Raw genomic sequence first — 24,274 nt, forward strand, 5'->3', positions numbered from 1 at the left:
CGATTGTCTTGCAGATGCCCGATCACTCGGGCTGCTGTTATTTGCGCACCACGCCACGATAATACATCCGCCGCAGATCGGAAACGTCCAGTCTCAGATTCATCCAAGCCGTAGCGAATCGTGCAGTTGCAGGCGTTGTAAAAAGGCCTGGTCATGGCAGGCCACCAGTAGGCCACCGCAGAACTGATCGAGCATCCGTTCCAACGCCAGCAGCGACGGCAGGTCGAGGTGATTGCTCGGTTCGTCCAACAGCAGCAGGTCGACCGGCCGCTGGCGGTAGAGGAGCCCGGCCAGAGCGGCCTTGAGCCGTTCGCCACCGCTGAGCAGGGCAGTGGGCATCTCCACCCTTGCCGCGTCCAGGCCCAATTGCGCCAGGCGGGTCCGCACCTCGCTGTGGGCCAGCCCTGGGTTGGCCAGGCGCAGGAAGGCGAGGGCGCTCAGTTCGGCGGGCAGCAGGCTGTAATGTTGGTCGAGCAGGGCGACCTCACCGTATACCTGAAAGCTACCTGCGCTGGCCTGGAGCTGGCCCGCCAGCACCTTCAACAGTGTCGATTTGCCGGTCCCGTTGGCACCGATCACAGCCATGTGCTCGCCGCTGCGCAGATGTAGATCGAGCGGCGCCTGGCTGCCCCGGGGCAACTGCAAGCCGCTGACGCTCAGCACCGATTTGCCTTGGCTGCGGCCAGCGTCCGGCGCGTGCATGACGATGGGGCTGTTGCGTTCTACCTGCTTGTTGGCCTGGCGCAGTTGCGCGTGCAGCTTGGCCTCGGCTGCCTGGTGTTCGCGCTGCTGTCTACCGGCAGTGGCCTGGCTGCGCTGCTGCTGACGGCCGATAAGGATTTTTGCTTGATTGGCCTGTCTGGCCTGGCGCCCCGCGTCGGCTTGCCGTCGCTCGAGGCTCTCGCGTTGCTGTTGCAGCACCTGCGTCTGACGGCGCCGTTCGTGCTTGAGGCGATCAAGGGTGTGCAGGGCACACGCCTGTTCATGCGCTTTGGCGTGCTCATAGTGCCGGTAGTCACCGGAGTAGCTGCGCAGGCCTTGCGGCGTCAGCTCGACAATCCGCTGCATGTGCCCAAGCAGGGTGCGATCGTGGCTGATTACCAGCAGGCCTTTGACCCAGCCCAGCAGCATCTGGTGCAGTTGCTCGCGAGCATCCACGTCGAGGTGGTTGCTCGGCTCATCAAGGATCAGATAATCGGCCTGGCCAACCAGCGCGCCGATCAGCGCCACACGCATCGCCTGGCCCCCGCTCAAGCTCGCTGCATCGCGCTCCAGCTCAAGCTGGCCGAGCCCATGGCGGTCCAGCTGGGCTTGCACTCGCTCGCGGATATCCCAACGTTCAGCCACTACGTCGAAATCTGCCGGGTCAGCGCTGCCTGCTTCTATGCGCTGCAGCGCAGCAACGACCGAACCCACCTGCGCCAGCTCTGCCACTGTGCTGCACTGGCTTACAAAATGTTGATGAAGGTAATGCACCCGGCCGCTGCGCAGGCAGCGACCCTCGCTGGGTGCCAGCGAGCCGGCGAGGATCTGCCCGAGCAGGCTCTTGCCGACGCCATTGACACCGACCAGGCCGGTGCGGCGTTGGTCGAAGGATTCACTGATAGGGGCAAACAGCTGCCTGCCATTGGGCAAGGCCAGGGTGACGCCGTCCAGCGTCAGGATCGAGGTATTGGTCATGCACAACTCCACTCATGCCGCGACATCCCCAGGCGAGAGCTGAGGGCTGAAGGCTGGCCGTCGAGGTGACGGCGGCATCAATGGCGCATTGGACCAATACCTGTTTGAAGGGATGAAGGCCAAGCCTAGCGGATACCCTGGCATGGGTAAAGCCTGACCCGGCCAGGCCGGCTGGCCGAGGGCAACAGTTAGTCTTCGCTCTGCTGGCAGAAGCGCAGGCGGTTGCCGAACGGATCCCAGATCTGCATCTGCAGGCCCCAATCGACGGTTTCGGCCTCGGGGCGGGCATAGCCGTACTGTTTGTCCTGCAGTTCACGCTCCAGCGCGCGCAGGTCGTCGATGCGGGCAAAGATGGTCGAGCCGGGCGAGGCGTCACCGTGGTGTTCCGACAGATGCAGGATCAGCCCATCGCGACGGATTTGTGCGTACAGCGGCAGATCCGGGCTGAACCGGTGCTCCCAATCGAGCGTGAACCCGAGAAAATCGAGATAGAACTCTTTGGCCTTGTCGACCGAGAAGATCCGCAGGATCGGGATGGCAGGGGCTAATTGCATGGTGACTTCCTTGGTCAGCTGAAGGCGCTACTGTAACCCGCTTCGCGTCCTCCAGCACCAACCTGGCAGCACTGAAACGGGGCCGGGCGACGCCCTCTAAGTGTGCGGCATGCGCCCCGGTGCCTCTTGCCAGAGCGGTTTGTGCCTCGCGCCAGGGCAAAGTTGGCCCGCAATCTGCAAAGCATCCCCCAAGCAAAATTGATCGACTGGTTAGACGCGGCGCGCAACGGCGCCATGCTGATCGGCTCAAGGCCGCAGGGCCGGGATTTTCAGGGGGCCAGGATGTCTTTGGCGCAACAGATCGAGCAGCAAGACGACGACAGCGGGTGGAGCGCCTACCTGCAACTGCGCTTTGTGCAACGCGACGGCGTGACCCGCCTTGGTGCGCGCAAGCATTTCGGACCTCTTTTGGTGCAACGACCGTTTTATCCGGAAGGCAGCCCATGCCACGTGTACATCCTGCACCCGCCAGGCGGCATCGTCGCCGGCGACCGGCTTGAGCTGGACATCCAGCTGGAAGCCGGCAGCCACGCGCTGCTGACCATGCCCGGTGCGAGCAAGTTCTACCGCAGCATCGGCCCGACCGCGCGCTTGCATCAGCACTTTCACCTGCAGGCCGGGAGCACCCTGGAATGGCTGCCTCAGGACAGCATCTTCTTTTCCGGCGCCAGGGCGAGCCTGGACAGCCGCTTCACCCTGGAGCCTGGCGCGCGTTTGCTCGCCTGGGAAACGCTATGCCTGGGCCGTCCGGTAATGAACGAGCGCTTCGAGCAAGGCGCGCTGGACAGCCGCCTGCGCGTCGAGCTGCCGGGTGATCCGGGCCTGCACGAGCGCCTGCGCATCGAGGGCGGGCGCCTGGACAAGGTCGGCGGGCATCCACTGCTGGCGACCTTTTGCGCCGCGCCCGCTGACCAGGCGTTGCTGGAGCAGGTCCGCGAGCTGCTCGACAGCCTTGGCAACCCGGTCGGGGCAACTCTGCTGGGCGAGCTGCTGGTGATCCGCCTACTCGATCACGACAACCAACATCTGCAACACACCCTGCAGCGCCTTTGGCATGTGCTGCGCCCGGCCGTTCTCGGCCTGGCGCCATGCCCGCCGCGCATCTGGGCTACCTGAGAGAGACGCCGTGGAACTGACCCCCAGAGAGAAAGACAAGCTGCTGCTGTTCACTGCCGCATTGCTGGCCGAGCGCCGCCTGGGCCGTGGCCTGAAGCTCAACTACCCGGAAGCCCTGGCGTTGATCAGCGCCGCGGTGATGGAGGGGGCCCGCGATGGCCGTACCGTCGCCGAACTGATGAGTCTTGGCCGTGAGGTGCTGCGGCGCGATCAGGTCATGCCCGGCGTACCGGAAATGATCCATGACGTGCAGGTCGAGGCAACCTTTCCTGACGGCACCAAATTGGTGACCGTTCATGATCCTATCGTCTGAGGAGGCCGGCATGATTCCGGGTGAAATCCAAGTCGCCGCTGGCGACATCGAGCTCAACGTGGGCCGGGCAACGGTCAGCGTCAAGGTTGCCAATCACGGTGACCGGCCGGTTCAGGTCGGCTCGCATTACCACTTCTATGAAGTCAACGACGCACTGGTGTTCGAGCGTGAGCCGACCTTGGGCTTTCGCCTGGATATCCCGGCCGGCACCGCGGTGCGCTTCGAACCCGGCCAGGCGCGTACCGTGCAGTTGGTGGCCTACGCCGGCAAGCGCGAGATATATGGTTTTCAGGGCCAGGTGATGGGCCCATTGGAGGGCAGGGCATGAGCCGGCTGTCGCGTCGCGCCTATGCCGACATGTTCGGCCCGACCGTGGGCGACCGGGTACGCCTGGCGGACACGGCGCTGTGGGTCGAGGTCGAGAAAGACTTCACCATCTATGGTGAAGAGGTCAAGTTCGGCGGCGGCAAGGTCATCCGTGACGGCATGGGTCAGGGCCAGATGCTGGCGGCCGAGGCGATGGACCTGGTCCTGACCAACGCACTGATCATCGACCACTGGGGCATCGTCAAGGCAGACATCGGCATCAAACACGGGCGGATTGCCATGATCGGCAAGGCCGGCAACCCGGATGTGCAGCCTGGCGTCACCGTACCGGTCGGCCCTGGCACCGAGGTCATCGCCGCCGAGGGAAAGATCGTCACCGCTGGCGGCATCGACTCGCATATCCACTTCATCTGCCCGCAGCAGGTCGAAGAGGCCCTCACCAGTGGCGTAACCACGTTTATCGGCGGCGGGACCGGGCCGGCCACCGGCACCAACGCCACTACCTGCACACCTGGCCCTTGGTACATGGCGCGCATGCTGCAAGCGGCCGACAGCCTGCCGATCAATATCGGCCTGCTCGGCAAGGGCAATGCCTCGCGCCCTGAAGCGCTGCGCGAGCAGATCGCTGCTGGCGCAGTCGGGCTCAAGCTGCATGAAGACTGGGGATCGACTCCGGCTGCGATCGACTGCTGCCTGAGCGTGGCCGAAGAGATGGACATCCAGGTCGCGATCCACACCGACACACTCAATGAATCGGGCTGTATCGAAGACACTCTTGCCGCCATCGGCGACCGCACCATTCATACCTTCCACACCGAAGGCGCCGGCGGCGGCCATGCCCCGGACATCATCCGCGCAGCAGGGCAGGCCAACGTGCTGCCTTCGTCGACCAACCCGACCTTGCCGTACACCGTCAATACCGTCGACGAACACCTCGACATGCTGATGGTTTGCCATCACCTCGACCCAAGCATTGCCGAAGACGTAGCGTTTGCCGAGTCGCGCATTCGCCGTGAGACGATTGCCGCCGAGGACATCCTCCATGACATGGGCGCATTTGCCATGACCTCGTCCGATTCGCAGGCCATGGGCCGAGTTGGCGAAGTGGTGATTCGCACCTGGCAAGTAGCCCATCAGATGAAGCTGCGCCGCGGCCCGCTGGCACCCGACAGCGACTACAGTGACAACTTCCGGGTCAAGCGCTACATCGCCAAGTACACCATCAACCCGGCAGTGACCCACGGCATCGCCCATGAAGTCGGCTCGCTGGAAGTCGGCAAGCTGGCTGACCTGGTGCTTTGGAAACCTGCGTTCTTCGCGGTCAAACCGGCCTTGGTGATCAAGGGCGGGATGATCGTCACCGCGCCGATGGGCGATATCAACGGCTCGATTCCAACGCCGCAGCCTGTGCACTACCGGCCGATGTTCGGCGCACTGGGCGCCGCTCGCCATGCCACACGCATGACTTTCGTGTCGCAGGCAGCGCTCGATCAGGGCGTGGTCGAGCAGCTCAACCTGCAGAGCCTGATCGGCGTGGCCAAGGGCTGCCGCCAGGTGCGCAAGCGCGACATGGTCCTGAACACGCTGCAACCGCAGATCGAAGTCGATGCACAAACCTATCAGGTGCGTGCCGACGGTGAGCTGCTGGTGTGTGAGCCAGCCAGCGAACTGCCGTTGGCGCAGCGCTATTTTCTGTTTTGAAGGAGCACCCATGATTGTTCTCAACCGGCGCATCAGTGCCGCCGACAGTGCCGAGCAGACGATTACCGGCACGGTGACCCTGAGTGTCGATAGCCGGATCAAGAGCCGCCTGCGGGTGACTCTGGACGATGGCCGTGATGCCGGCCTGATGCTTGAGCGTGGCCACCTGCTGCGTGGCGGCGAGCTACTCGGCGATGCCGACGGCGTGCACCTGGTGCGCGTGCTGGCTGCTGCCGAGTCGGTCTCGACCGTGCGCTGCAGCGACCCGTTGCTGCTGGCGCGGGCGGCCTATCATCTGGGCAACCGCCACGTGCCGTTGCAGATCGATGCGGGCCTGCTGCGTTATCAGCATGACTATGTGCTGGACGACATGGTCCGTGGCCTTGGCCTGCAGGTCACGGTCGAGCAGGCACCGTTCGAGCCTGAAGCCGGCGCTTACCAGAGTGCGCCACACAGCCATGCCCACGGCAATGATCACCCCTTCGTGCGTATGCCCGCTGCCCACTAATAAGGAACCCAGATGAAAAAGACACTCGCCCTTGCCCTGCTGTTGGTGGCCGTACCGGCCTTCGCGCACCCCGGTCATGACAGCAGCCCGCTGCACGATGGCCTGCTGCATCCGTTGACCGGCCTTGATCACTTGCTGATGTTGCTCGGTACCGGCGTGCTGGCGGCCTTGACCCGGCGCAACCTGCTGTTGCCGCTGGCAACCCTGGCAGCGATGTTTGCCGGTGCTGTGTTTGGCCATCTGTTCGGTGGGGTGCTGGGCATGGAAAGCATGATCGTCGGCTCGCTATTGGTGGCAGCAGCGGCGTTGCTGGTACCTGGCCGGCAAGTGTTACTGGCCTTGGCAATGCCGCTGTTCGCGCTGTTCCACGGCTGGGCACATGGCGTTGAAGCAACCCCAAGCGCCTTCTGGCTGTTCAGTGCCGGGTTCGTTACCGTCAGCGGTTTGTTGCTCGCCGCGGGCTTTACCGTCGGTTGCCTACTACGCCGCCACGCCAAGCTGCAGAAAGCCTGTGGCGGCGGCCTGCTGGCGTCGGCCGCTGTCATGCTGGTCGGCTGATGAGCAGCGACCTGGCGTTGCTGCGTTTACTGCAGCTGGCCAGCCCGGGCTTGCCGGTGGGTGGCTTCACCTACTCGCAAGGGCTGGAGTGGGCGGTCGAGGCCGGCTGGGTAAGCACCACCGAAGGTTTCTGCAACTGGCAGCGTGAGCAGTTGCACGACACCCTCGGTTATCTCGACTGGCCGCTGCTGGCCCGCCTGTACCGCGCGTGCGAGCGTGCTGACGTCGAGGCTTTCGGGCACTGGAGTCAGTTTCTCCTGGCCAATCGCGAGACCGCCGAGCTGCGCCTTGAAGAGCGCCAGCGGGGTTACGCGCTGGCGCGCATTCTTGACGGCTGGCAGCTTGGGCAAGACCTTGCCTGGCGGCCGCAGCTTGAACTCACCCAGCTAGGCGCGATGGCATGGCTCGCCGTGCACTGGGCAATTCCTTTACGCCAGCTGGCGCTGGGACTCGGCTTTGCCTGGCTGGAAGGCGCGGTCATGGCCGGCGTCAAGCTGGTGCCGTTTGGCCAGCAGGCGGCGCAGACCGTACTGCGCGACCTGGCCGCCGAACTGCCGGCGGTGCTGGACATGGCGCTGGAGCTGGACGACGAGCAGTTGGGCGGCGGCCTGCCGCTGCTGGCCATCGCCTCGTCGCGTCACGAAACCCAATACACCCGTTTGTTCCGTTCTTGAGGACTGCCAACATGCAAAGCTATCAGCAACCCCTGCGCATCGGTGTCGGTGGCCCGGTCGGCTCCGGCAAGACTGCGCTGCTCGAGGCCCTGTGCAAGGCCATGCGTGATCACTACCAGATCGCCGTGGTCACCAATGACATCTATACCAAGGAAGATCAACGCATTCTTACCGAAGCCGGCGCCCTGGAGCCCGAGCGGATTGTCGGCGTGGAGACCGGCGGCTGTCCGCATACGGCGATCCGCGAAGACGCCTCTATGAACCTGGCTGCGGTGGAGGCACTGGCGCGCAAGTTCGGTAACCTTGAGGTTATCTTCGTCGAGAGCGGCGGTGACAACCTCAGCGCTACCTTCAGCCCCGAGCTGGCCGACCTGACCATTTACGTCATCGATGTTGCCGAGGGCGAGAAGATTCCGCGCAAGGGCGGCCCAGGGATTACCAAGTCGGATTTGTTGGTGATCAACAAGACTGACCTGGCGCCCTATGTCGGCGCATCGCTTGAGGTCATGGAACGTGATACCAATCGCATGCGTCCAGAGCGGCCCTGGACGTTCAGCAACTTGAAAAAGGGCGAAGGGCTGCAAGCGGTGATCGACTTTATCGTCGAGCGCGGCATGCTTGGTGTCAGGGCGTAAGGCACAAGCGCCATCAGTCATGGCTGCAGCAACTGGTCGGCTCTCGAGGGGCCGACCAGTAGGGTTGGTTACCAGCGGGCTATCAGCGCTGCGGGATCAAGCGCTCAATTCGTCGCGGTAGCTGGCCAGGTAGACCAAGCGCTGATGACTGGCCTTCTCACGATCGTCGATGATCATTTTCAGGGTGAAAGAAGCCTGGTCCAGATACGCTGGCAGCTCCTGGCCAGTAATGTACGTGCCTGACAGCTTGTTGAGTTTGCTCCAGCCATCCTTGAAGGTCTGGGCAAATCGGTCCGATACCACGCCAACCGCCAGCCAATGTCCTGCCTGGCTGATAAAGAATTCGTCGGTAGAGCGGACCAACTGGGCCAGGCGATTGGCACGCAGCCGTGCGCTATTGCCGGCACTCTCATAGCTGGAAACCTGGTCCGTCGCCTGGTCAAGGATGATCTGCATGAAGTCGGAAAATGATTTGAAGAAAAACGCCATTTCTTCAACGATCTCTTTGGTCCGCTTGAGTGCGCTCACGCTCAGGTTCAACGATCGAACGGCAAGTTCGATGTTCTGTTTCTCGTTCCGCTGGCCGGCAAGCAGGGCAGTGAGGTTTACCAGCTCGGAAGCTTGCTCACGGCGGGTATTTTCGTACTCCTCGGCTTTAACGAGCATCTGCATCTGCATGTCGCGCAAATTGCCTGCTTGTTTGCGTTGCTCATCACTCAGCGATGCGGCATGTTCGCCGATGGCTTTGAGCGCCTCCTCCAGTCGTGACAGCTCCTGGCTGAGTTCGCCTTGCCGTGCGGCTACCTTTTCAAGGTCGGCCTGGACATCGCTGATACGGCCATCGAGGGTACCCTTGGCCGGATCAGCGGCGTCGGCGTTGCGCTTGCTCAAGTCATCCAGGTTTGACTTCAACTTGTCACACTGCTCGTTGAGCAGCGTTTGCTCCGCACGCAGCTCGGAGCGCGCTTTTTTCATCTGGATATCTTTGTGCAGGCCATCGGCCTGGTTCTGCTGGCCAAGCCCCGCTGCGGCCGCCATCGAGGCGCCGCCAATCACGGCCGATGCGCCGCCGGTAGCTCCCATGGCTATCATGGGCAGCAGCCCCCCCAGCATCTGTGCGCCGGTCTTCAAAAGCGACGCCCAGAACGATTTTTGCTCGGCGGTCTTCGCCTGTGATCCGTATTCTTGCGCCAGCTTTTCATAGCGGGCAACCTGTTGCTGCAAGTCGGTGACCAGACCCTCGAGCATCTCGCGCCGAGCATTAGCGATGACGAGTTCGCTCTGCAGCTTGCTATCTGCCTGAATGGTATCGCTTAGCGCGACTTCGCTGCGTGCGGTCGCTTCGGCGGTGTTACGGATGATGACATCGTATCTGTCTGCGATCGTGGTAAGGCTGTCGCGCACGGTAATTGCCGCTTGGGTGATTTCGTTGGCCATGGCCAGCAAATCAGCGGTGACGAATTCCTTGATTTGCTCCGGGTCACCGCCTTCCTTCACGTCCAGCCAGTCGGGTAGGCAGTTGCGCAAGGTAGTGCCGATTCTATTGGCGACGCGAATAGCGCTCTTGATGCTTCGCTCACTCTCCTGCTGAGCGGTGATCAAGTCATTCATGATCGAGCCGATCCTGACGCGGATGTCTCCCTGCTCCTGGGGCGTGGTGTTGTAGGCGATGTAGAGCAGGTCGATGGCATGGTCGGTATCGTGCTTGGCCCGACTGGTGTCATAGGTGCCTTCGATCTTCTCGACATAGTTGGCGACCAGCGCAGTCTGCTCGACAGGTAAGCGCAGCGGTGTGGCGGTGCTCAGCGCTTCGATATGGCTGCTTATAGCGCTATCGATACGAGCATTGCGGCTGATGAATGGAATGACTTCGCTCATGGGAATGGCCTTTTTGGTGGGTTATCGGGGCTGCAGTCCACTTCCCAGGAGGTCGGGAAGCGCACGCCTTGGTCGCGTAAAGGCGACCAGGCTTTTTCCAGAAGACGCCGGCCGGCGATCAGGTTGGCTTGAGCAGGCGGCTCAAGCAGGGCAAGGGCATCGGCTTGGCATTTGCGCGGATTGGCCGTGTTTGCTGCGCACTCGTCGCCGGCAAACAGGAAATCGTCAACGTCGTGGGTAATGCTCTGTCTGGTTTCGCGTGACGAGGCCAACAGCGACTTGACTGCTGCGATCTGGCGCTCGGCCGAGCGGCCGATGGCAATGCAGTATTGGACAGCCGCTATCTCGTTACTGATGCCGCGCAGAGCCTGGTCGTGTTCAGGTCGCCACGGTAGGGATTGGTAGCGCTGGCGTTCCTGTTGCAGCTGTCGCTGCAGACGCCCGCGTGCGGCCTCCAGCTCAGGCAGGCGCCTGAGCTCACCACCGACACTGTTTTCGATGTGCTGAATACGGCTAATCATCAGCTCTTCCACGCTTTGCAGGTGTGCCGTGCAGACAGTCATGCGTGCCTCCAACACGGGTTCGAGGCTGGCATGGGCTGCGTTGCCGTAAAGCACCGCACACAGCGCGAGCAGCACGCACGGCTGAGCAAGCGATGAGTGCAACCTGTGGCACATTCGGAAAGTGATTTTCATTGGGCACCTCGCTACGAAGTCCCTTGAACACCCGTCACGGACTGCTGCAAACAAGCGCGACGGTGGTCCTCAGGTGGTGCCGGGATTAAGCCCCGGGCGCCATCTGCGGATAAGCAGGAAAGGCTCTACTTGGAGTTGAGCGCTGAGTTAAGTGAGGAAGCTCAAGCGCGCAGACGTGCCCTAGAGGGCGGAGGAGGGGTAACGCTTGAGGCCAAGCGTTACCAGGCGAGGGTCATCAGTTGCCTACGATCTGGCCAGCATTCGCCGCGAGCCATCGTCGGGTAAGCGTCATTTCAAGGCTGAGGGTTACTGCTGCCAGATCCCTGGCCAGTGCCCACGGGAGCGTCGGGAGTACCCATGCCCGGTAGTTTGTGATCGTTGCTCTGGCTGGCAGGAGGGCTGTCTGGATCATTGCCGTTCAGGCGAGGGTCAGTGTTGCGTGGCATGGGTGTTTCGATAGGGTTGAGCGTGCTGTCCGCGCCAGGCTTGGGCGCGCTGTTATGCGGGTCGTCGGGGTAGGTCGGGCCTGTACCGGCGGCCATGGCCAAAGGCGTTGCGAGCACGACGGCAAGCAGCAGGAAGCGTTTCATGGGCAAGCTCCTTTGCGTGGATAAAGTGCCAGCCTTGCCGCGGAACAGACGTTGATCACGCGGCAAGGCCCTCATCTCACTTGAGCCTTACACCCCACCCTAGGTGCCAGTATCCCGACCAACGGTCAGACGAACTGCGCCAGCAACATGATGAAGATGATGCCGACCACCGACAGGATGGTCTCCATCATGCTCCAGGTCTTGAACGTTTCTGCTACGGTCATGTTGAAGTACTGCTTGACCAGCCAGAAACCGGCGTCGTTGACGTGGGACAGAATCAGCGAACCGGCGCCGGTGGCCAGCACCAGCAGCTCACGGTTGACCCCGGGCACCAGCGCGATCACCGGTGCAACGATACCAGCGCCGGTGATGGTCGCTACCGTTGCCGAGCCTGTGGCGATCCGGATGACCGCCGCCACCAACCAGGCCAGCATGATTGGCGATATCTGCGCTTGCACCGCCATCTGGCCGATGACGTTGCCCACACCAGTGTCCACCAGCATCTGCTTGAAGCCGCCGCCAGCGCCGACAATCAACACGATGGCGGCGGTGGGGGCCAGGCTCTGGTCAAGCATCTTCATGATCTGCTGACGGTTGAAGCCGCGCGCCGCGCCGAAGGTGTAGAACGCCAGCAGCAGCGCCGCGAGCAGGGCGGTGATCGGGTGGCCGATCAGGTCCATCCACTGGCGCACGATGTTTTCAGCGGGCAGCACCACATCAGCAAACGTCTTCAGCAGCATCAGCACTACCGGCAACAGCACGGTGATCAGGGTGATGCTGAAGCTTGGCAGGTTGCGCTGGTCGGACTCGCGAGCAATCTGGTCCATCAGCTCTTGTGATGGGTTGCCCGGGATGTAACGCGAGATGAAATTGCCGTACAGCGGGCCGGCGATGATTGCCGTCGGCAGCGCTACCAGCAAACCGTAGAAGATGGTCTTGCCGATGTCGGCATTGAAAATGCCGATCGCCAGCAGCGGGCCTGGATGCGGCGGCACCAGCCCATGCACGACGGACAGGCCTGCCAGCAGCGGAATACCGATCTTGACCAAGGATACCCCGGTGCGTCGGGCTACGATGAACACCAGCGGGATCAGCAGCACAAAGCCGATTTCGAAGAATAGCGGGATGCCCACCAGAAATGCGGCGAACATCATGGCCCAGTGCACCTTCTGTTTGCCGAAGGCGCGGATCAGAGTCTGCGCGATCTGGTCAGCGCCGCCGGAGTCAGCCATCAGCTTGCCGAGCATGGTGCCCAGTGCAAGCACGATGCCGACAAAGCCAAGCACGCCGCCAAAGCCGTCCTGAAACGACTTCATGACCTTGGCCACGGGCATGCCCGAGGTCAGGCCGAGAAAGCCCGCAGCCAGCGTCAGCGCAACAAAAGGATGCACCTTGAAGTGGGTGATCAGCAGGATGAGCCCGATGATGGTCACCAGGGCATCGAGTAGCAGGAACGTATCGGTAGCCAGTCCGAACATGATTAATGAGCCTCGGTTTTGTCTTTGTTGTTAGGCGTAGCGTTATGGAACTTCTGGTGCTTTTTAACGTCGAGACAGCGCTGTCTTTGGTGAGCTGGTAAACCGCCGCTCAGGCGATTCGCGCCAGTGCCCGCTCACCGCAGGGCTTTAACCAGTCATGTACGCTTTCGGCCAGCGCGGCCACCGGCCGGGTAGCGTCCAGCGCCAGGGTCAGTGGCTCGCCACGAGGGGATTCGAGGGCGGCAAACTGGCTTTCGATAAGGCTGGCAGGCATGAAGTGGCCAGGACGGGCCAGCACGCGCTTCTCGGCCTCGGCAGGGGTCAGCTCGAGGAACACGAAGCCCAGCTCAGGCACCGCTTCACGCAATGCGTCGCGATAGCGGCGCTTCAAGGCAGAGCAGGTCAGGATTGGTCGTTCGCCGGCCTTGAGCGTGGCCTGTAGCTCCTGGCCGAGCAGCACCAGCCAACCGGCACGGTCGGCATCATCGAGCGGCACGCCAGCGCTCATTTTTTCGATATTGGCAGCGGGGTGGAAAGCATCGCCTTCGATCAGCCGACCGCCACTGCGGGCGGCAATGGCAGCGCCGATGCAGCTCTTGCCGCAGCCTGCTACACCCATCACCACGATCGCGGACAGGGGAGAGTTCATCAGTACCTCCTGCAGGTAAGATAGCGCTGTCTCGACATGGACGTCGATGTGTGGGCGCCACCCTCCCGGATGTTATTGGTCTTGTCTAACGCAGTATGGTCGCTCGACGCAGGGCAATTGATAAAGATTACATTGCCTGTGTCCTGGGACAGCGCTACCTTAGTGGCCGTTCCCCACCCTTGGCAAGTAGTAAAATTACAACACCCATGTCACGCACCGGCTCCCGCACTACTGGTCGTCCCACCCTGGCAGAAGTCGCCAGGCTCTCCGGCGTTTCACCGATCACGGCCTCGCGGGCGTTGCGCGGGGTAGCCACCGTTGCCCCTGAACTGGCCGAAAAGGTCCTCGCTGCAGCGGCCACCCTGGGTTACATCGCCAACCCGGCAGCCCGCGCGCTGGCCTCGGCGCGCAGCCATTCGGTGGTGGTATTGATCCCATCGCTGTCCAACCAGCTGTTCATCGATACCCTCGAAGCGATCCACGCAGTGATGCGGCCGCGCGGTCTCGAAGTGCTCATCGGCAACTATCACTACGACGTTGATGAAGAAGAGAACCTGATCCGCAACTACCTCGCCTATCAGCCCTGTGGTGTGCTGTTGACCGGCTTTGATCGCACCGAAGGTTCGCGCCATTTGCTGGCTGCCAGCCGAGTGCCCTGTGTGCACATGATGGAGCTGGGTGAGCAGGCAGATGCGGTGTCTGTAGGGTTCTCTCAGCAGCAGGCAGGCTACGCTGCCGCCCGCCATTTGATCGAGCGGGGTCGACGGCGGCTGGCGTTCATTGCCGCGCAGCTCGACCCGCGGGTAATGCAGCGCGCCGCAGGCTTTCGCCAAGCGTTGCTTGAGGCCGGATTGCAAGCGCCCGAACTGGAGCTGCTGGCCGCACAGCCCTCGTCAATTGGTCTTGGCGGCGAACTGTTCAGCCGCTTGATGGCACAGGCGCCGGAGGTCGACGGGGTGTTCTTCTGTAACGATGACCTTGCGCAGGGCGCAGTCCTGCAGGCCCTGCGCCAAGGCATCGCAGTGCCGCAACGAGTGGCCATGGTCGGCTTCAACGACCTGCCAGGTTCTGCCCACATGGTGCCGCCGTTGACCTCGATCCGGACCCCGCGTGCTGCCGTTGGTCGGGCCGCGGCGCAAGCGCTGCTGGCGATGCTCGATGGCAAGCGGGTGAGCGCCACGCGTCAGGATCTGGGCTTTGAGCTGATGGTTCGGGAAAGCACCTGAAGCGGCTAATTGCAAGGTGATATCAGCGGCCTTGCGCCATTTCGCCGGCGATCTATGCTGAGGGCACCCCGTCCATGCAAGGAGCCCGGCGTCATGTTCGATTACCATCGCAAATCCGATATCGTCGAAATCCAGCGCTGTCATCAGGCCTTGGTGGGGATGGAGGCCAGACTGGCCGCGATCAGTCGGTCGATGGCCATGATCGAGTTCACCGCCGACGGCACTATCATTGCCGCCAACGATAAATTCTGCCAGGCATTGGGCTATAGCGCCCAGGAGATCGCGGGCAAGCATCATCGCCTGTTCTGCGATCCGGAGTACGCCAAAAGCCCGGCCTACCAGCAATTGTGGCAAGCGCTGGGCAGAGGCGAGGCCATCAGCGGTACCTTCGAGCGCGTCGACAAGGCTGGCCGCGAGGTCTGGCTGCAAGCCAGTTACATGCCCGTGCTGGATGAGCAACAGCGCGTCACCAGTGTGATCAAGGTCGCCTCTGACATCACTCAGCGAATCCACGACGAGCACGAAAGCGAAGCCCTGCTGCAGGCGATCGGGCGATCCATGGCAGTGATCGAATTCACTCCACAGGGGCGGGTGCTGACTGCCAATGCCAACTTCTTGCGAACCATGGGCTACCGCCTCGAAGAAGTGGTGGGCCGTCATCATGGACTGTTTTGCCTCGCCCATGAGCGTGAGTCGGCCGAATACCGCGAGTTCTGGGCGTCGCTTAACCGCGGCGAGTACCATTCGCACCGTTTCGAGCGAATCAACAAGCAAGGACAGGTTGTCTATCTGGAGGCTTCATACAACCCGATCTTCGATAACAAGGGCCGGTTGGTCAAAGTGGTCAAGTTCGCCAGCGACATCACCGCCCAAGTCAGCACTCAGCAAAGCGCCGCCGATGCCGCCCACGCCAGCTCCGTGCAGACTGACGCCTGCGCGCGAAAAGGCAGCGAGGTGGTGCAGCAGACCGTGCAGGTGATCGAACAAATCTCTCAGGAGCTGAGCGACGCTGCGCGGACCATCGACGCTGTCAGCAAGCAGTCGGAGATCATCGGCCAGATTGTATTGACCATTCGCGGCATTGCCGACCAGACCAACCTGCTGGCACTCAACGCCGCAATCGAAGCGGCGCGCGCCGGTGAGCATGGCCGTGGTTTTGCTGTGGTAGCCGATGAAGTACGTAATCTGGCTGCACGCACCAGCAAGGCCACCCTGGAGATCGTCGATGTGGTCAGGCAGAACCACGACTTGTCACTGACTGCGGTCGCCAGCATGCAATCGAGCTTGTCGCACACAGGGCGCGGCGTGCAGTTGGTCAACGAGGCGGGCACGGTCATTCTGGAGATTCAGCAAGGCTCGCGGCACGTTGTCGATGCAATCGGTCAGATCAGTTCGACTCTGCAATTGCATTGAGCCCAGCGCGCAGTTCACCTAGCAGGGTGTGCAGGCTTGCCTGCAATTGCTCCCGGGCGGCTGCGCTGGGTTGGTCCGAGGCCAAGGCCTGCTCGAGTATCTCGCAGTCGCGTACGACCCCGCGCACCTTGAGCATTTTCGCGCCGCCCTTGATGCGATGCGCAAGGTCGCGTAGCGCAGCGCTCGGCGGGTTTGCTCCCAATGCGTGCAGGGCGGCCAGGTCTTCGGCGGCACTGCGTGCCAGTTGCTCGAGCAGACGTCTGATCAGTTGCTCGTCACCTTGGGTCAAATTACGCAACTGATCGATGTCGAATCCGCTTGGGCGCGGAGTTGGCGGATTCAATACGCAGCGCGGCAAGTGCGCCTTGAGGGTATGCAGCCCGATCGGTTTGAACAGACAGTCGTTCATGCCGCTGTCCAGGCAGCGGACGCGCTCCTCGGCCTGCGCGTTGGCGGTAACGCCGATGATGGTGCAGGCTGGCTGGCCACTTGCGCGTTCCAGCGCACGAATGCTGCGGCTGAGCTCATGACCATCCATGACCGGCATGCTGCAGTCGGTGATAACCAGATCGAACTCGCCCGCTTGCCAGCTGGTCAGGGCCAGTTGGCCGTTTTCAGCCAACGTCACCTGATGACCGAGGCTGTTCAGTTGTTTGTCGAGCAACAGCAGGTTGGCCGGGTAGTCGTCGACCACCAGAATGCGCAGAGGTTGGCCGGGTTGCTGCTGGGTGGCCTCGCTGATCTGCGGCTGCGATGCAGGCGTTGCGCTGGGCAGCGCCAGGCTGACCTCGACGCGCGTGCCAAGGCCCTCGACGCTTTGCAGCTGCAGCGTGCCGCCCATCAGTTGGGCCAGGCTGCGACTGATCACCAGACCCAGCCCTGCACCTTGCTGGGCGCGTGGGCCGTCGACCTGGGCAAAGCTGTTGAACAGGCGCGCCTGGTTGACGGGGTTGATACCCACGCCACTGTCTTGCACGCATAAGGTCAGTTGCAGCAGCTCTGCCGAGGCCGGCGCGCAGGTGAGGCTGACGAGGATCTCGCCGCGGTCGGTGAACTTGATCGCATTGCTCAGAAGATTGGCCAGGACCTGCTTGAAACGCAGCGGATCGATCAGCACCCAGAGTGGCTGCTCAGGCAGCTCGCTGCGCAGTTGCAGGCGTTTGATCCGGGCATTGCCGTCAAATACGCGCAAGCTGGCACGGACCAGTTCGATCAGATCGGTCGGCACCGGTGTCAGGGTCATGTGGCCGGCTTCGATGCGCGAGATGTCGAGGATGTCGCCAATCAGCTCAAGCAGACCAATCGCCGAAGCGTGGGCAGTCTGCAAGGTCAATGGGTCGCTGCGAGCGCCATCTTCCAGGGCCAGCTCCAGCAAGCCGATAACCGCGTTCATTGGCGTGCGAATCTCGTGGCTCATGGTGGCCAGGAAGGTGCTTTTAGCCTGACTGGCCTGCTCGGCAGCGTCCTTGGCCTGGCGTAGCTGCTCAAGCAGGCCCCGACTGAGGAGCAGTTGCGCCTGCAACGCCCGTTGGGCCTCGGTGCGCTGCTGGATCAGCTTGCGCAGATAGGTGTTCCAGAACACGACACCGGCCAGCAGCACGCCGCCGAGAACCAGCATCAGCAGGGCCAGGCTGCGATAATTGCGCCACGGGCTGTCACTGACCAGGGTGGTGTTGCGCCATCGGTTGACCAGTTGATCCAATTCGTCGGGCGGTATGCTCAGCAGCGCCTTGTCGACAATCGCATGCAGCTCAGGCTGATTGGCAGCCATGGCGAAGGCAGCCATCGCCGGTTCCTCGCCAAACAAGGCGGCAATGCGCAGGCGATGATTGAACACATGATCTATGTAATAGCGCGCATTGATATGGTTGCTCAAGGCGACTTCTGCTTCACCGTTGGCCACCGCTTCCATCAGCCCCAGTGGTGAATCGACTTCCACCAGCTTCGCCTGTGGATGTTGGCGCTGCACCAGTGCACCCTGCGGAGAGCCACGTACTACTGCGATCCGGCGGTTGTCGATCAATGCCGCCGGAGTGCTGGCGGGGTTGCCGGCGCGGGTTACCAGCACCCGCGGACTGACCAGGTAGGGGCGAGTGAAGCGCAAGCGTGCCGCGCGCTCGCTGCCGTAACCGATCGCGCCGATCATTTGCGCCTCGCCCCGCAGCAGTTGGTCAACCATTTCCTGGACGGCATCCACTTCGCTGATCTGAAAATCCAGCCCGGTGCGCAAGCTGATCTGCTTGAGCAGATCGGGGGCGATCCCGCTCGGGCGTTGCTCGGCGTCGTTGAAGGTCAGCGGCGCCAGGGACGGCGTGACCAGCACCTTGACGCTGCGGTTATGTTCGATCCAGTGTTGCTCGGCAGGGGTCAGCGGGGTGTTCAGGCGCTGGAGCAGGAGGCTGGTATTGCCGCTGCTCCAGCGCCGCAGAATGTTCAGCCGCTCGCTGTCGCTGATGCGGCTTAGGGCCTGGTTGAGCAACCTGAGCAGGCGCGAGTTGTCGCGGCGCGTGGCGAAGGCGAACGAGCCGCCGGGCAGCGCCGAAAAATGGTCGATGCGCACCTGGCCTTGGTAGCTCTTGCCGATCAGGTAGTCGGTGCTGATGGCGTCGCCCAGGTAGACGTCGGCGTCGCCCATGGCGACCGCAGACAAGCCGCTCAAGGTCGAGCGATAAAGTTGCAGCTGTGCCTGCGGATACTGGGCCTTGACCGTACTGGCCGGCAGGTAATGGTCGACCATCGCCAGCCGCAGCCCGGCCAGGTCATCGCCGTGGCGCACGGCCTTGTCCTGGTCCTGTCGAGCGACGATCACCGGCAGGTCGTCTGCATATGCCTGGCTCAAGGTAAGCTCGGCATTGCTGGCTTCGGTTGCGTTGGAACTGCCCAGCAGATCGATTTGCCCGTCCTGCAAGGCTTTGATGGCCTGTTCGCGGCTGTCAAAGCGCTGCACTTGAACGGCTATGCCCAACTGCTCGCTGATCAAGCCGGCATAGTCAGCATTGAGCCCTTCATGATCGGCTGGGGTGATATTGATTTCAAAAGGCAGGTAATCCGGCCCCGAGCTGCCGAGTACCAGTACCTTGTGCTGGTTCAGCCACTCGCGGTCATCGACGGCAAGGTCCAGTGGAGCAGCAGCGCTGCTCGAGCGTGCCAGCAACTGCCGTGGCTGACTGTCAGCGAGCACGGCCGCAGACGCGCCGCTAAGGCTGATCAGGAGTAGCAGTGTGCGCAGACCGGTCATGGCGTAAAGCTTCAGTTGACGTTGTTGCGCTTGGCCAGATCGATCATTTCCACCAGCGACTCCGACTTGAGCTTCTCCATGATGCGTCCGCGGTAGGTGCTGATGGTCTTGGCGCTAAGGTTCATGGACTCGCCAATGGCCTTGTTGTTTTCGCCCCGAGCCAGCCTGCGCAGTACCTCCATTTCACGGTTGGACAAACTGTCCAGTCGGGCGTTCTCAGACTCCAGCGAATTGCTGTTGACCGACATTTGCGGAAAGGTCGAGTAGCCCTTGATCAGTGCCTTGAGGGCGAATACCACCGACTCGATGTCTTCGTTCTTGTTGACGAAAGCGCCAATCCCGGCGTCCAGGCAACGCCTGACGTAGAGGTCGGCAGGCTGCCCGGTCAGGGCCATGATCTTGGGTGGTGGGTCCAGCAGCTGCAGGCGCTTGATCACCTCCATGCCGTCCAGCTCGGGCAGGCCGATGTCAACGATCACTACCTGGGGTGAGAGTTTGCGGGCCAGTTCCACGGCTTCCTTACCATCTTCGGCGGTGCCAATGACTCGAAAACGTTCGCGCTCAAGCAGCATGCGTACAGCCGTCAGAACGATTGGGTGGTCATCGACCAGCATCACGGTTGTCATTGCTAGCTCCTGTGGTGAAGAGGGTCCGTTGCCTGAATCACACAGGAACGTAGCTGAGGGTTGATCCGCAAGCCTCAGGCAGCGCGCAAGATACGTCGATTCTCAGTCCATGATAATGCCGAGTATATGCGTGATGAACAAACCAAGTGATTCTGAGGAAAATTCCTACAAAAAATACGGTAACAATCAGGATGCGGCAGGCCTTCCGGCCTGCCGGCGGTAGGAATCAGGCGCAGGGCGCGTGGTCTTTGATGACGCGCTTAGTTGAGGCGGGGTTGTTGCTCAGTGCGTTACCAACGCGGGTCGGCCGGCTTTGCAGCTGACCAGCGCAGTTCGGGCAGCGTCCGTGCAGACGTTGTTCGGCACAGTTACGGCAATACGTGCATTCGAACGAGCAGATCATTGCATCCGGGCTGTCGCCGGGCAGTTCGACGGCGCAGCATTCACAGTTGGGGCGTAGTTCCAGCATGGGCGTGGCTCCGATAGCAACAAAGGTGGGTCGAGTCTGCTCCGCGCTGGCGGCGCTGGCAATCAGCCGTTGCCGGGGCGATACAGGTGAGCATGGCCGGCGCGATACAGGGCTGATTCGGCGAACGGTGTATCCCCAAGTACGTGACCGACGAGGATCAGCGCAGTTCGCCGAAAATCCCGTGTACTGGTGAGTTCGACGATATCCGCCAGCGTGCCTTTGACCCAGTCCTGATCCGGCCAGGTGGCGCGATGGATGACCGCAACCGGGCAGTCAGCGCCGTAATGCGGCAGCAGCTCTGCGACGATCCGTGGCAGGTGCTTGACGCCGAGGTGGATCGCCAGGGTGCTGCCATGCCGTGCCAGATCGCCGAGTTGCTCGCCGGCGGGCATCGGCGAGCTGTCGCCGTAACGAGTGAGGATCACCGTTTGAGCGATGCCCGGCAGGGTCAGTTCACAACCCAGCAGCGCGGCGCTGGCCGCCGTTGCCGTTACCCCAGGGATGATCTGGTAGTCGATGCCCAACTCGCGCAAGTGACGGATCTGCTCGCCGATGGCGCCATACAGGCTCGGGTCACCGCTGTGCACCCGCGCCACATCGTGGCCTAGCGCATGCGCGCTGTGCATGGCGTCGATGATCTGCTCAAGGTGCAGTTCGGCGCTGTTGATGACAGTTTCCGCGCTGTGGCCCTCGAGCACTGCGGCGGGGACCAGCGAGCCCGCGTAGATGATCACCGGGCACTGCCGGATCAGGCGCTGGCCTTTGACCGTGATCAGTTCCGGATCGCCCGGGCCGGCGCCGATGAAGTAGACCGTCATGGCAAATCCTTGCAAATAAAATGGAGGCGATTATCCAGCACTGGCGAGGGCGAGGGTAGCGCCCGCCAACGTTTGCCGGGTGAGCACCAGCCGCGCGCAGCCGTGAGCACGCGCGGCCAAGGCCAGGGCGGTGCTTTCGGCTACGCCCCAGCAGCCGCTGTGGGCGAAGGCTATAGCGGAGTGCTGGCTGAGCTGTGGGGCAAAACGCTGCAACTGCTCTGCGGGAAAAAACTGCAGCGCCAGTTGCAGGCGATCGGCCAGTTGATGCAGGCCAGCCTCGCTGACTTTCAGCTCGATACTGGCGATGCCCTGCACTGCATTTAGGGTTAAGCCAAGGCTGGCCAGACTTTGTTGCAGCAGCGCTTCCAGCAGGTCGGCGGGGCAGCCCTTGCGACAGCCAACGCCGACATACACGGCGGGTAGCGGCTCAGACATCAAGCCTGCCGCGAGCGGCGGAACAACCACGCACTGAGCAAGCCCAGGGCAATCCAGAAGGCGGCATTGGTCAGCCACGAGGCGATCTTGAACTGGGTTGCCAGGGCCTCAGGCGCAAGACTTTCATGCACGCTCGGCTGCGGCGCACCGATCACGTGTGGCAGCGCCAACAGCAGTACGCCGGCTACCTTCAGCAGCCAATGCTGGGCAAACACAATCAGGCCGAGGCCGACCGCAGTTGCGGCCGCAGTGCCGATCCACCAGGTCTGGCGCTGGCCAAGGTCGGCTGCCGCCGTGCCCGGCAGCTCTGCCGGCAAGCCCAGGGTTGGCGCCAGGCAGAACACGGCAAAACCGGCCAGGCCCCACAGCGCTCCGGTGGCGACCCGGTTGGGTTCGCGCAGGCTGTACAGCGCTGCCAGCATCAAGGCAAAGCCGACTGCAACCACCAAGTTGCCGCCGGTGGTGGCCAGCACGCGCTGCCAGCCGTCTTCAGGCGCCCAGGCTTCGGCACTGTGCTCGTGGGCAGCAACGGCGCTGTCGCCATGCTCATGCTGGGCAGCCGGCGCTGGGCTCTCGAAGGTTTCCGCTTCGAGGATCAACGGGCTGATCCAGAAGCTTTGCAGCAGGGTCAGCAGCAGGGCGGCGAGCAGGCCGCTGAACCCTGCAGTACGGGCAATGCGCGTGATCATGCGAGTCTACTCAGTGGCAGGGGAAGGCAGCGCTGTGGCGCGTATCGTGGGCTGCGTTGTGCACCGCCTCGATGTGCGAGAAGCCGGCGAAGTACACCAGGCACAGGCCAACCAGGCTGGCGCCGACGGCGATGACCAGGCGTTGACTGAGGCTGACGGGGGTGGCGATGCTGTGTTTGGCACTGGTGATGGGCATGACGCAATCCTCTGCTTGTTATAGGCAGGGGGCAAGCGCACCGGCCCCGGGCATGGATGGCCCAGGGCAATGCGACAGCGCCCGCCCACCGCGGGGTGTTGATATTCGACTACGCAGGCCGGTCTCCGGGCTCACGAGGAGGAGCAGGGCTCCTTGAAAAGCGTCACCTTCCCATGCCCTATAGCCTGGCACAGTGGTCAAGACACTTCGCTCGCTTACCGTTGCGGGGGCAGCACCGGAGTAGTCGGGCTCTCCATTGAGGCCAGCGACGCACCGGTTTCCCGTTTCACCCCATAGGGGGCACCTGAACGCAAGGCGCTAGCAAACCATGCCGCAGCGGCGCGCTGCAAGTGACAAGTTGCACGCCAGCGTGCATTCAGCCGCCTATATATGGCAGATGACTGCCCCTAAAGCCGCTTGCAGCTTGCCGCTGGGGTGCGTAGCCTTGTCTGCTTCGAGGTTCTCCGGCGTGGCCGGAGCTAAGACGGGAACGCGGTCAAGCCGCGGCTGCCCCCGCAACTGTAAGCACTGATCAGGATCGACACAGCCACTGCGCCTTGCGCGGGAAGGCGTCATCCAACCGGCCCGGCGCCGGTGCGGTGCAAGCCAGGAGACCTGCCTCGAGACGATTTCGACTTTAATCCGGGCGGGGTGATCCGGAGGCGAACAAGCCCGGCTGTGACAGCCTGCGGCGCTCGTCCTGCATGCCCGCGCCATTCTGCCAAGGGCACACGCATCCATGAAAACACTGGCCAAACTCCCCGTCACCATCGTCACCGGATTCCTCGGCTCGGGCAAAACCACGTTGCTGCGGCACATGCTCGACAACGCCCAGGGCAGGCGCATCGCGGTGATCGTCAACGAGTTCGGCGAGCTCGGTATCGACGGCGAAATCCTCAAACAATGCACCATCGGCTGCACCGAAGAAGAAGCCTACGGGCGTGTCTTCGAGCTGGCCAACGGCTGCCTGTGCTGCACCGTGCAGGAAGAGTTCTTCCCGGTCATGCGTGAGCTGGTGGCACGTCGCGGCGATCTGGACCACATCCTGATCGAAACCAGCGGCCTGGCCTTGCCCAAACCGCTGGTGCAAGCCTTCCAGTGGCCAGAAATCCGCAACGCCTGCACGGTCGATGCGGTGATCACCGTGGTCGACAGTCCGGCAGTGGCTGCCGGTACTTTCGCAGCGTTCCCAGACCAGGTCGATGCCCAGCGCAAGCTCGACCCGAACCTTGATCATGAGTCGCCGCTGCACGAACTGTTTGCCGACCAGCTGGCCAGCGCTGACCTGGTGGTGCTGAACAAGGCCGACCTGATCGACGCCGAAGGCCTGGCCAAGGTTCGCGCCGAAGTCTCCGAAGAGCTGCCGCCGGCGGTCAAGGTCATCGAAGCCAGCAGTGGCCGCCTGCCGCTGGATGTGCTGCTGGGCCTGGGTGCCGAATCGGAAGCGCACATTGATGGGCGCCGAACTCATCATGACAGCCACCATGACGACGATGATCATGACGATCACGACCATGATGCCTTCGACTCGATCTCGCTGGATTTGCCAGAGGCCGATGAGCGCTTGCTGCTGGCGGCCCTCAACCAATTGGTAGTGGAGTTTGGCATCCTGCGCGTGAAAGGCTTTGCAGCCATCCCGGGCAAGCCGATGCGTCTGCTGATCCAGGGCGTAGGGACCCGCTTCGACAAGCATTTCGACCGGGCCTGGGGCGCTGACGAGGCGCGCATCACGCGCCTGGTACTGATTGGCCAGGAGCTTGACGCCATTCAGCTCGAAGCCCGTCTGCGTCAGGCTCTGGAAGCCTGAT

At 62.5% G+C, this 24,274-nt stretch carries 24 protein-coding genes, 2 pseudogenes and 2 riboswitches; of the genes and pseudogenes, 12 read left to right on the top strand and 14 right to left on the bottom strand.

Features of this window, described 5'->3' with window-relative positions; genetic code table 11:
- Positions 1–99: 99 nt before the first annotated feature.
- Together IDM28_RS10150 and IDM28_RS10155 are read right to left on the bottom strand one after the other, a co-directional pair.
- A complete protein-coding gene (locus IDM28_RS10150) occupies positions 100–1,680 on the bottom strand; it encodes an ABC-F family ATP-binding cassette domain-containing protein (RefSeq protein WP_188035837.1) in 1,581 nt (526 codons plus the stop codon).
- A 188-nt stretch (positions 1,681–1,868) separates the two neighbouring features.
- Entirely contained in the window at positions 1,869–2,234 is a 366-nt protein-coding gene (locus tag IDM28_RS10155; RefSeq protein ID WP_101319019.1) for a glyoxalase superfamily protein, read from the bottom strand.
- A gap of 282 nt (positions 2,235–2,516) precedes the next feature.
- Between IDM28_RS10155 and IDM28_RS10160 the strand changes: the two genes are divergently transcribed.
- The 8 genes from IDM28_RS10160 to ureG are packed head-to-tail and all read left to right on the top strand — an operon-like array spanning position 2,517 to position 8,066.
- A complete protein-coding gene (locus IDM28_RS10160) occupies positions 2,517–3,350 on the top strand; it encodes an urease accessory protein UreD (protein ID WP_181107165.1) in 834 nt (277 codons plus the stop codon).
- 10 nt (positions 3,351–3,360) lie between these two features.
- On the top strand, positions 3,361–3,663 hold the full coding sequence (locus tag IDM28_RS10165; RefSeq protein ID WP_101319021.1) for an urease subunit gamma: 303 nt from the start codon (positions 3,361–3,363) through the stop codon (positions 3,661–3,663).
- A gap of 10 nt (positions 3,664–3,673) precedes the next feature.
- Positions 3,674–3,991: an urease subunit beta gene (locus tag IDM28_RS10170; RefSeq protein ID WP_188036360.1), complete on the top strand. Its 318-nt coding sequence runs from the start codon at positions 3,674–3,676 to the stop codon at positions 3,989–3,991.
- A complete protein-coding gene (gene ureC / locus IDM28_RS10175) occupies positions 3,988–5,691 on the top strand; it encodes an urease subunit alpha (RefSeq protein ID WP_150569384.1) in 1,704 nt (567 codons plus the stop codon). Before IDM28_RS10170 ends, ureC begins: the two co-directional genes overlap by 4 nt.
- Positions 5,692–5,701: 10 nt before the next feature.
- Positions 5,702–6,199, top strand: a complete 498-nt coding sequence (ureE, locus tag IDM28_RS10180) for an urease accessory protein UreE (protein ID WP_150571947.1) — start codon at positions 5,702–5,704, stop codon at positions 6,197–6,199.
- A 12-nt stretch (positions 6,200–6,211) separates the two neighbouring features.
- Positions 6,212–6,757: a HupE/UreJ family protein gene (locus IDM28_RS10185; protein ID WP_101319029.1), complete on the top strand. Its 546-nt coding sequence runs from the start codon at positions 6,212–6,214 to the stop codon at positions 6,755–6,757.
- On the top strand, positions 6,757–7,431 hold the full coding sequence (locus IDM28_RS10190; RefSeq protein WP_150569382.1) for an urease accessory protein UreF: 675 nt from the start codon (positions 6,757–6,759) through the stop codon (positions 7,429–7,431). Before IDM28_RS10185 ends, IDM28_RS10190 begins: the two co-directional genes overlap by 1 nt.
- Before the next feature lie 11 nt (positions 7,432–7,442).
- The gene (gene ureG, locus IDM28_RS10195) at positions 7,443–8,066 is read left to right on the top strand and encodes an urease accessory protein UreG (RefSeq protein ID WP_101319033.1); all 624 of its coding nucleotides are present in this window, start codon (positions 7,443–7,445) and stop codon (positions 8,064–8,066) included.
- A 96-nt stretch (positions 8,067–8,162) separates the two neighbouring features.
- Here the strand turns inward: ureG and IDM28_RS10200 are convergent, their stop codons facing one another.
- The 5 genes from IDM28_RS10200 to IDM28_RS10220 form a co-directional block, all read right to left on the bottom strand.
- Positions 8,163–9,944, bottom strand: a complete 1,782-nt coding sequence (locus tag IDM28_RS10200; RefSeq protein WP_188035838.1) for a tyrosyl-tRNA deacylase — start codon at positions 9,942–9,944, stop codon at positions 8,163–8,165.
- The gene (locus IDM28_RS10205; RefSeq protein WP_188035839.1) at positions 9,941–10,507 is read right to left on the bottom strand and encodes a hypothetical protein; all 567 of its coding nucleotides are present in this window, start codon (positions 10,505–10,507) and stop codon (positions 9,941–9,943) included. The genes IDM28_RS10200 and IDM28_RS10205 overlap by 4 nt, the downstream gene beginning before the upstream one ends.
- Before the next feature lie 425 nt (positions 10,508–10,932).
- Complete coding sequence (locus IDM28_RS10210) at positions 10,933–11,229, bottom strand: hypothetical protein (RefSeq protein WP_188035840.1); 297 nt, start codon at positions 11,227–11,229, stop codon at positions 10,933–10,935.
- 125 nt (positions 11,230–11,354) lie between these two features.
- Positions 11,355–12,707: a GntP family permease gene (locus IDM28_RS10215; protein WP_103437193.1), complete on the bottom strand. Its 1,353-nt coding sequence runs from the start codon at positions 12,705–12,707 to the stop codon at positions 11,355–11,357.
- A gap of 109 nt (positions 12,708–12,816) precedes the next feature.
- Entirely contained in the window at positions 12,817–13,356 is a 540-nt protein-coding gene (locus IDM28_RS10220) for a gluconokinase (RefSeq protein ID WP_150569379.1), read from the bottom strand.
- Positions 13,357–13,562: 206 nt separating this feature from the next.
- Here IDM28_RS10220 and IDM28_RS10225 point away from each other — a divergent pair, with 206 nt between their 5' ends.
- From IDM28_RS10225 to IDM28_RS24200, 3 genes and pseudogenes are all read left to right on the top strand, one after another.
- Positions 13,563–14,582 (top strand): LacI family DNA-binding transcriptional regulator, encoded by a 1,020-nt coding sequence (locus tag IDM28_RS10225; RefSeq protein WP_101319046.1) that lies wholly within the window; start codon positions 13,563–13,565, stop codon positions 14,580–14,582.
- Positions 14,583–14,741: 159 nt separating this feature from the next.
- Positions 14,742–15,458: pseudogene (locus IDM28_RS24195) on the top strand (PAS domain-containing protein); the annotation flags it as partial.
- Between the two features lie 108 nt (positions 15,459–15,566).
- A pseudogene (locus IDM28_RS24200) lies at positions 15,567–15,995 on the top strand (methyl-accepting chemotaxis protein); the annotation flags it as partial.
- Here IDM28_RS24200 and IDM28_RS10235 read toward each other — a convergent pair.
- The 7 genes from IDM28_RS10235 to IDM28_RS10265 form a co-directional block, all read right to left on the bottom strand.
- Positions 15,970–19,233, bottom strand: coding sequence for a transporter substrate-binding domain-containing protein (locus IDM28_RS10235; protein WP_188035842.1), 3,264 nt, complete (start codon positions 19,231–19,233; stop codon positions 15,970–15,972). The pseudogene IDM28_RS24200 and the gene IDM28_RS10235 overlap by 26 nt on opposite strands.
- An 11-nt stretch (positions 19,234–19,244) precedes the next feature.
- A complete protein-coding gene (locus IDM28_RS10240; RefSeq protein ID WP_101319053.1) occupies positions 19,245–19,859 on the bottom strand; it encodes a response regulator transcription factor in 615 nt (204 codons plus the stop codon).
- 226 nt (positions 19,860–20,085) lie between these two features.
- Positions 20,086–20,328, bottom strand: coding sequence for a DUF1272 domain-containing protein (locus tag IDM28_RS10245; protein ID WP_188035843.1), 243 nt, complete (start codon positions 20,326–20,328; stop codon positions 20,086–20,088).
- A gap of 62 nt (positions 20,329–20,390) precedes the next feature.
- Positions 20,391–21,146 carry a precorrin-4 C(11)-methyltransferase gene (cobM, locus tag IDM28_RS10250; RefSeq protein WP_101319057.1) on the bottom strand — a complete coding sequence of 252 codons (756 nt, stop codon included), beginning with the start codon at positions 21,144–21,146 and terminating at the stop codon, positions 20,391–20,393.
- Between the two features lie 30 nt (positions 21,147–21,176).
- Positions 21,177–21,581 carry a cobalamin biosynthesis protein gene (locus IDM28_RS10255; protein ID WP_188035844.1) on the bottom strand — a complete coding sequence of 135 codons (405 nt, stop codon included), beginning with the start codon at positions 21,579–21,581 and terminating at the stop codon, positions 21,177–21,179.
- The gene (locus IDM28_RS10260; RefSeq protein WP_101319062.1) at positions 21,581–22,270 is read right to left on the bottom strand and encodes a CbtA family protein; all 690 of its coding nucleotides are present in this window, start codon (positions 22,268–22,270) and stop codon (positions 21,581–21,583) included. The genes IDM28_RS10255 and IDM28_RS10260 overlap by 1 nt, the downstream gene beginning before the upstream one ends.
- 10 nt (positions 22,271–22,280) lie before the next feature.
- Positions 22,281–22,466 (bottom strand): CbtB domain-containing protein, encoded by a 186-nt coding sequence (locus IDM28_RS10265; RefSeq protein ID WP_101319064.1) that lies wholly within the window; start codon positions 22,464–22,466, stop codon positions 22,281–22,283.
- Positions 22,467–22,564: 98 nt separating this feature from the next.
- A riboswitch (cobalamin riboswitch) is annotated at positions 22,565–22,789 on the bottom strand.
- Between the two features lie 117 nt (positions 22,790–22,906).
- Positions 22,907–23,104, top strand: a riboswitch (cobalamin riboswitch).
- A gap of 101 nt (positions 23,105–23,205) precedes the next feature.
- On the opposite strand from IDM28_RS10265, the gene cobW reads away from it, so the two are divergent.
- Positions 23,206–24,273 (top strand): cobalamin biosynthesis protein CobW, encoded by a 1,068-nt coding sequence (gene cobW, locus IDM28_RS10270; protein WP_188035845.1) that lies wholly within the window; start codon positions 23,206–23,208, stop codon positions 24,271–24,273.
- Position 24,274: the final 1 nt, after the last annotated feature.

The sequence above is a fragment of the Pseudomonas sp. EZ-C24 genome, assembly GCF_014525325.1.
GTDB lineage: Bacteria > Pseudomonadota > Gammaproteobacteria > Pseudomonadales > Pseudomonadaceae > Aquipseudomonas > Aquipseudomonas shirazensis.

Bases quoted from the DNA above. Each gene is read 5' to 3' on its own strand.
- IDM28_RS10160 (WP_181107165.1), top strand. From the start codon at position 2,517: ATGTCTTTGGCGCAACAGATCGAGCAGCAAGACGACGACAGCGGGTGG.
- IDM28_RS10235 (WP_188035842.1), bottom strand. From the start codon at position 19,233: ATGACCGGTCTGCGCACACTGCTACTCCTGATCAGCCTTAGCGGCGCG.
- IDM28_RS10220 (WP_150569379.1), bottom strand. From the start codon at position 13,356: ATGAACTCTCCCCTGTCCGCGATCGTGGTGATGGGTGTAGCAGGCTGC.
- IDM28_RS10255 (WP_188035844.1), bottom strand. From the start codon at position 21,581: ATGTCTGAGCCGCTACCCGCCGTGTATGTCGGCGTTGGCTGTCGCAAG.
- IDM28_RS10240 (WP_101319053.1), bottom strand. From the start codon at position 19,859: ATGACAACCGTGATGCTGGTCGATGACCACCCAATCGTTCTGACGGCT.
- IDM28_RS10215 (WP_103437193.1), bottom strand. From the start codon at position 12,707: ATGTTCGGACTGGCTACCGATACGTTCCTGCTACTCGATGCCCTGGTG.
- IDM28_RS10225 (WP_101319046.1), top strand. From the start codon at position 13,563: ATGTCACGCACCGGCTCCCGCACTACTGGTCGTCCCACCCTGGCAGAA.
- ureG (WP_101319033.1), top strand. From the start codon at position 7,443: ATGCAAAGCTATCAGCAACCCCTGCGCATCGGTGTCGGTGGCCCGGTC.
- IDM28_RS10210 (WP_188035840.1), bottom strand. From the start codon at position 11,229: ATGAAACGCTTCCTGCTGCTTGCCGTCGTGCTCGCAACGCCTTTGGCC.
- IDM28_RS10205 (WP_188035839.1), bottom strand. From the start codon at position 10,507: ATGACTGTCTGCACGGCACACCTGCAAAGCGTGGAAGAGCTGATGATT.
- IDM28_RS10155 (WP_101319019.1), bottom strand. From the start codon at position 2,234: ATGCAATTAGCCCCTGCCATCCCGATCCTGCGGATCTTCTCGGTCGAC.
- IDM28_RS10245 (WP_188035843.1), bottom strand. From the start codon at position 20,328: ATGCTGGAACTACGCCCCAACTGTGAATGCTGCGCCGTCGAACTGCCC.
- IDM28_RS10170 (WP_188036360.1), top strand. From the start codon at position 3,674: ATGATTCCGGGTGAAATCCAAGTCGCCGCTGGCGACATCGAGCTCAAC.
- cobM (WP_101319057.1), bottom strand. From the start codon at position 21,146: ATGACGGTCTACTTCATCGGCGCCGGCCCGGGCGATCCGGAACTGATC.
- IDM28_RS10150 (WP_188035837.1), bottom strand. From the start codon at position 1,680: ATGACCAATACCTCGATCCTGACGCTGGACGGCGTCACCCTGGCCTTG.
- IDM28_RS10190 (WP_150569382.1), top strand. From the start codon at position 6,757: ATGAGCAGCGACCTGGCGTTGCTGCGTTTACTGCAGCTGGCCAGCCCG.
- ureE (WP_150571947.1), top strand. From the start codon at position 5,702: ATGATTGTTCTCAACCGGCGCATCAGTGCCGCCGACAGTGCCGAGCAG.
- IDM28_RS10260 (WP_101319062.1), bottom strand. From the start codon at position 22,270: ATGATCACGCGCATTGCCCGTACTGCAGGGTTCAGCGGCCTGCTCGCC.
- IDM28_RS10200 (WP_188035838.1), bottom strand. From the start codon at position 9,944: ATGAGCGAAGTCATTCCATTCATCAGCCGCAATGCTCGTATCGATAGC.
- IDM28_RS10185 (WP_101319029.1), top strand. From the start codon at position 6,212: ATGAAAAAGACACTCGCCCTTGCCCTGCTGTTGGTGGCCGTACCGGCC.
- IDM28_RS10265 (WP_101319064.1), bottom strand. From the start codon at position 22,466: ATGCCCATCACCAGTGCCAAACACAGCATCGCCACCCCCGTCAGCCTC.
- ureC (WP_150569384.1), top strand. From the start codon at position 3,988: ATGAGCCGGCTGTCGCGTCGCGCCTATGCCGACATGTTCGGCCCGACC.
- cobW (WP_188035845.1), top strand. From the start codon at position 23,206: ATGAAAACACTGGCCAAACTCCCCGTCACCATCGTCACCGGATTCCTC.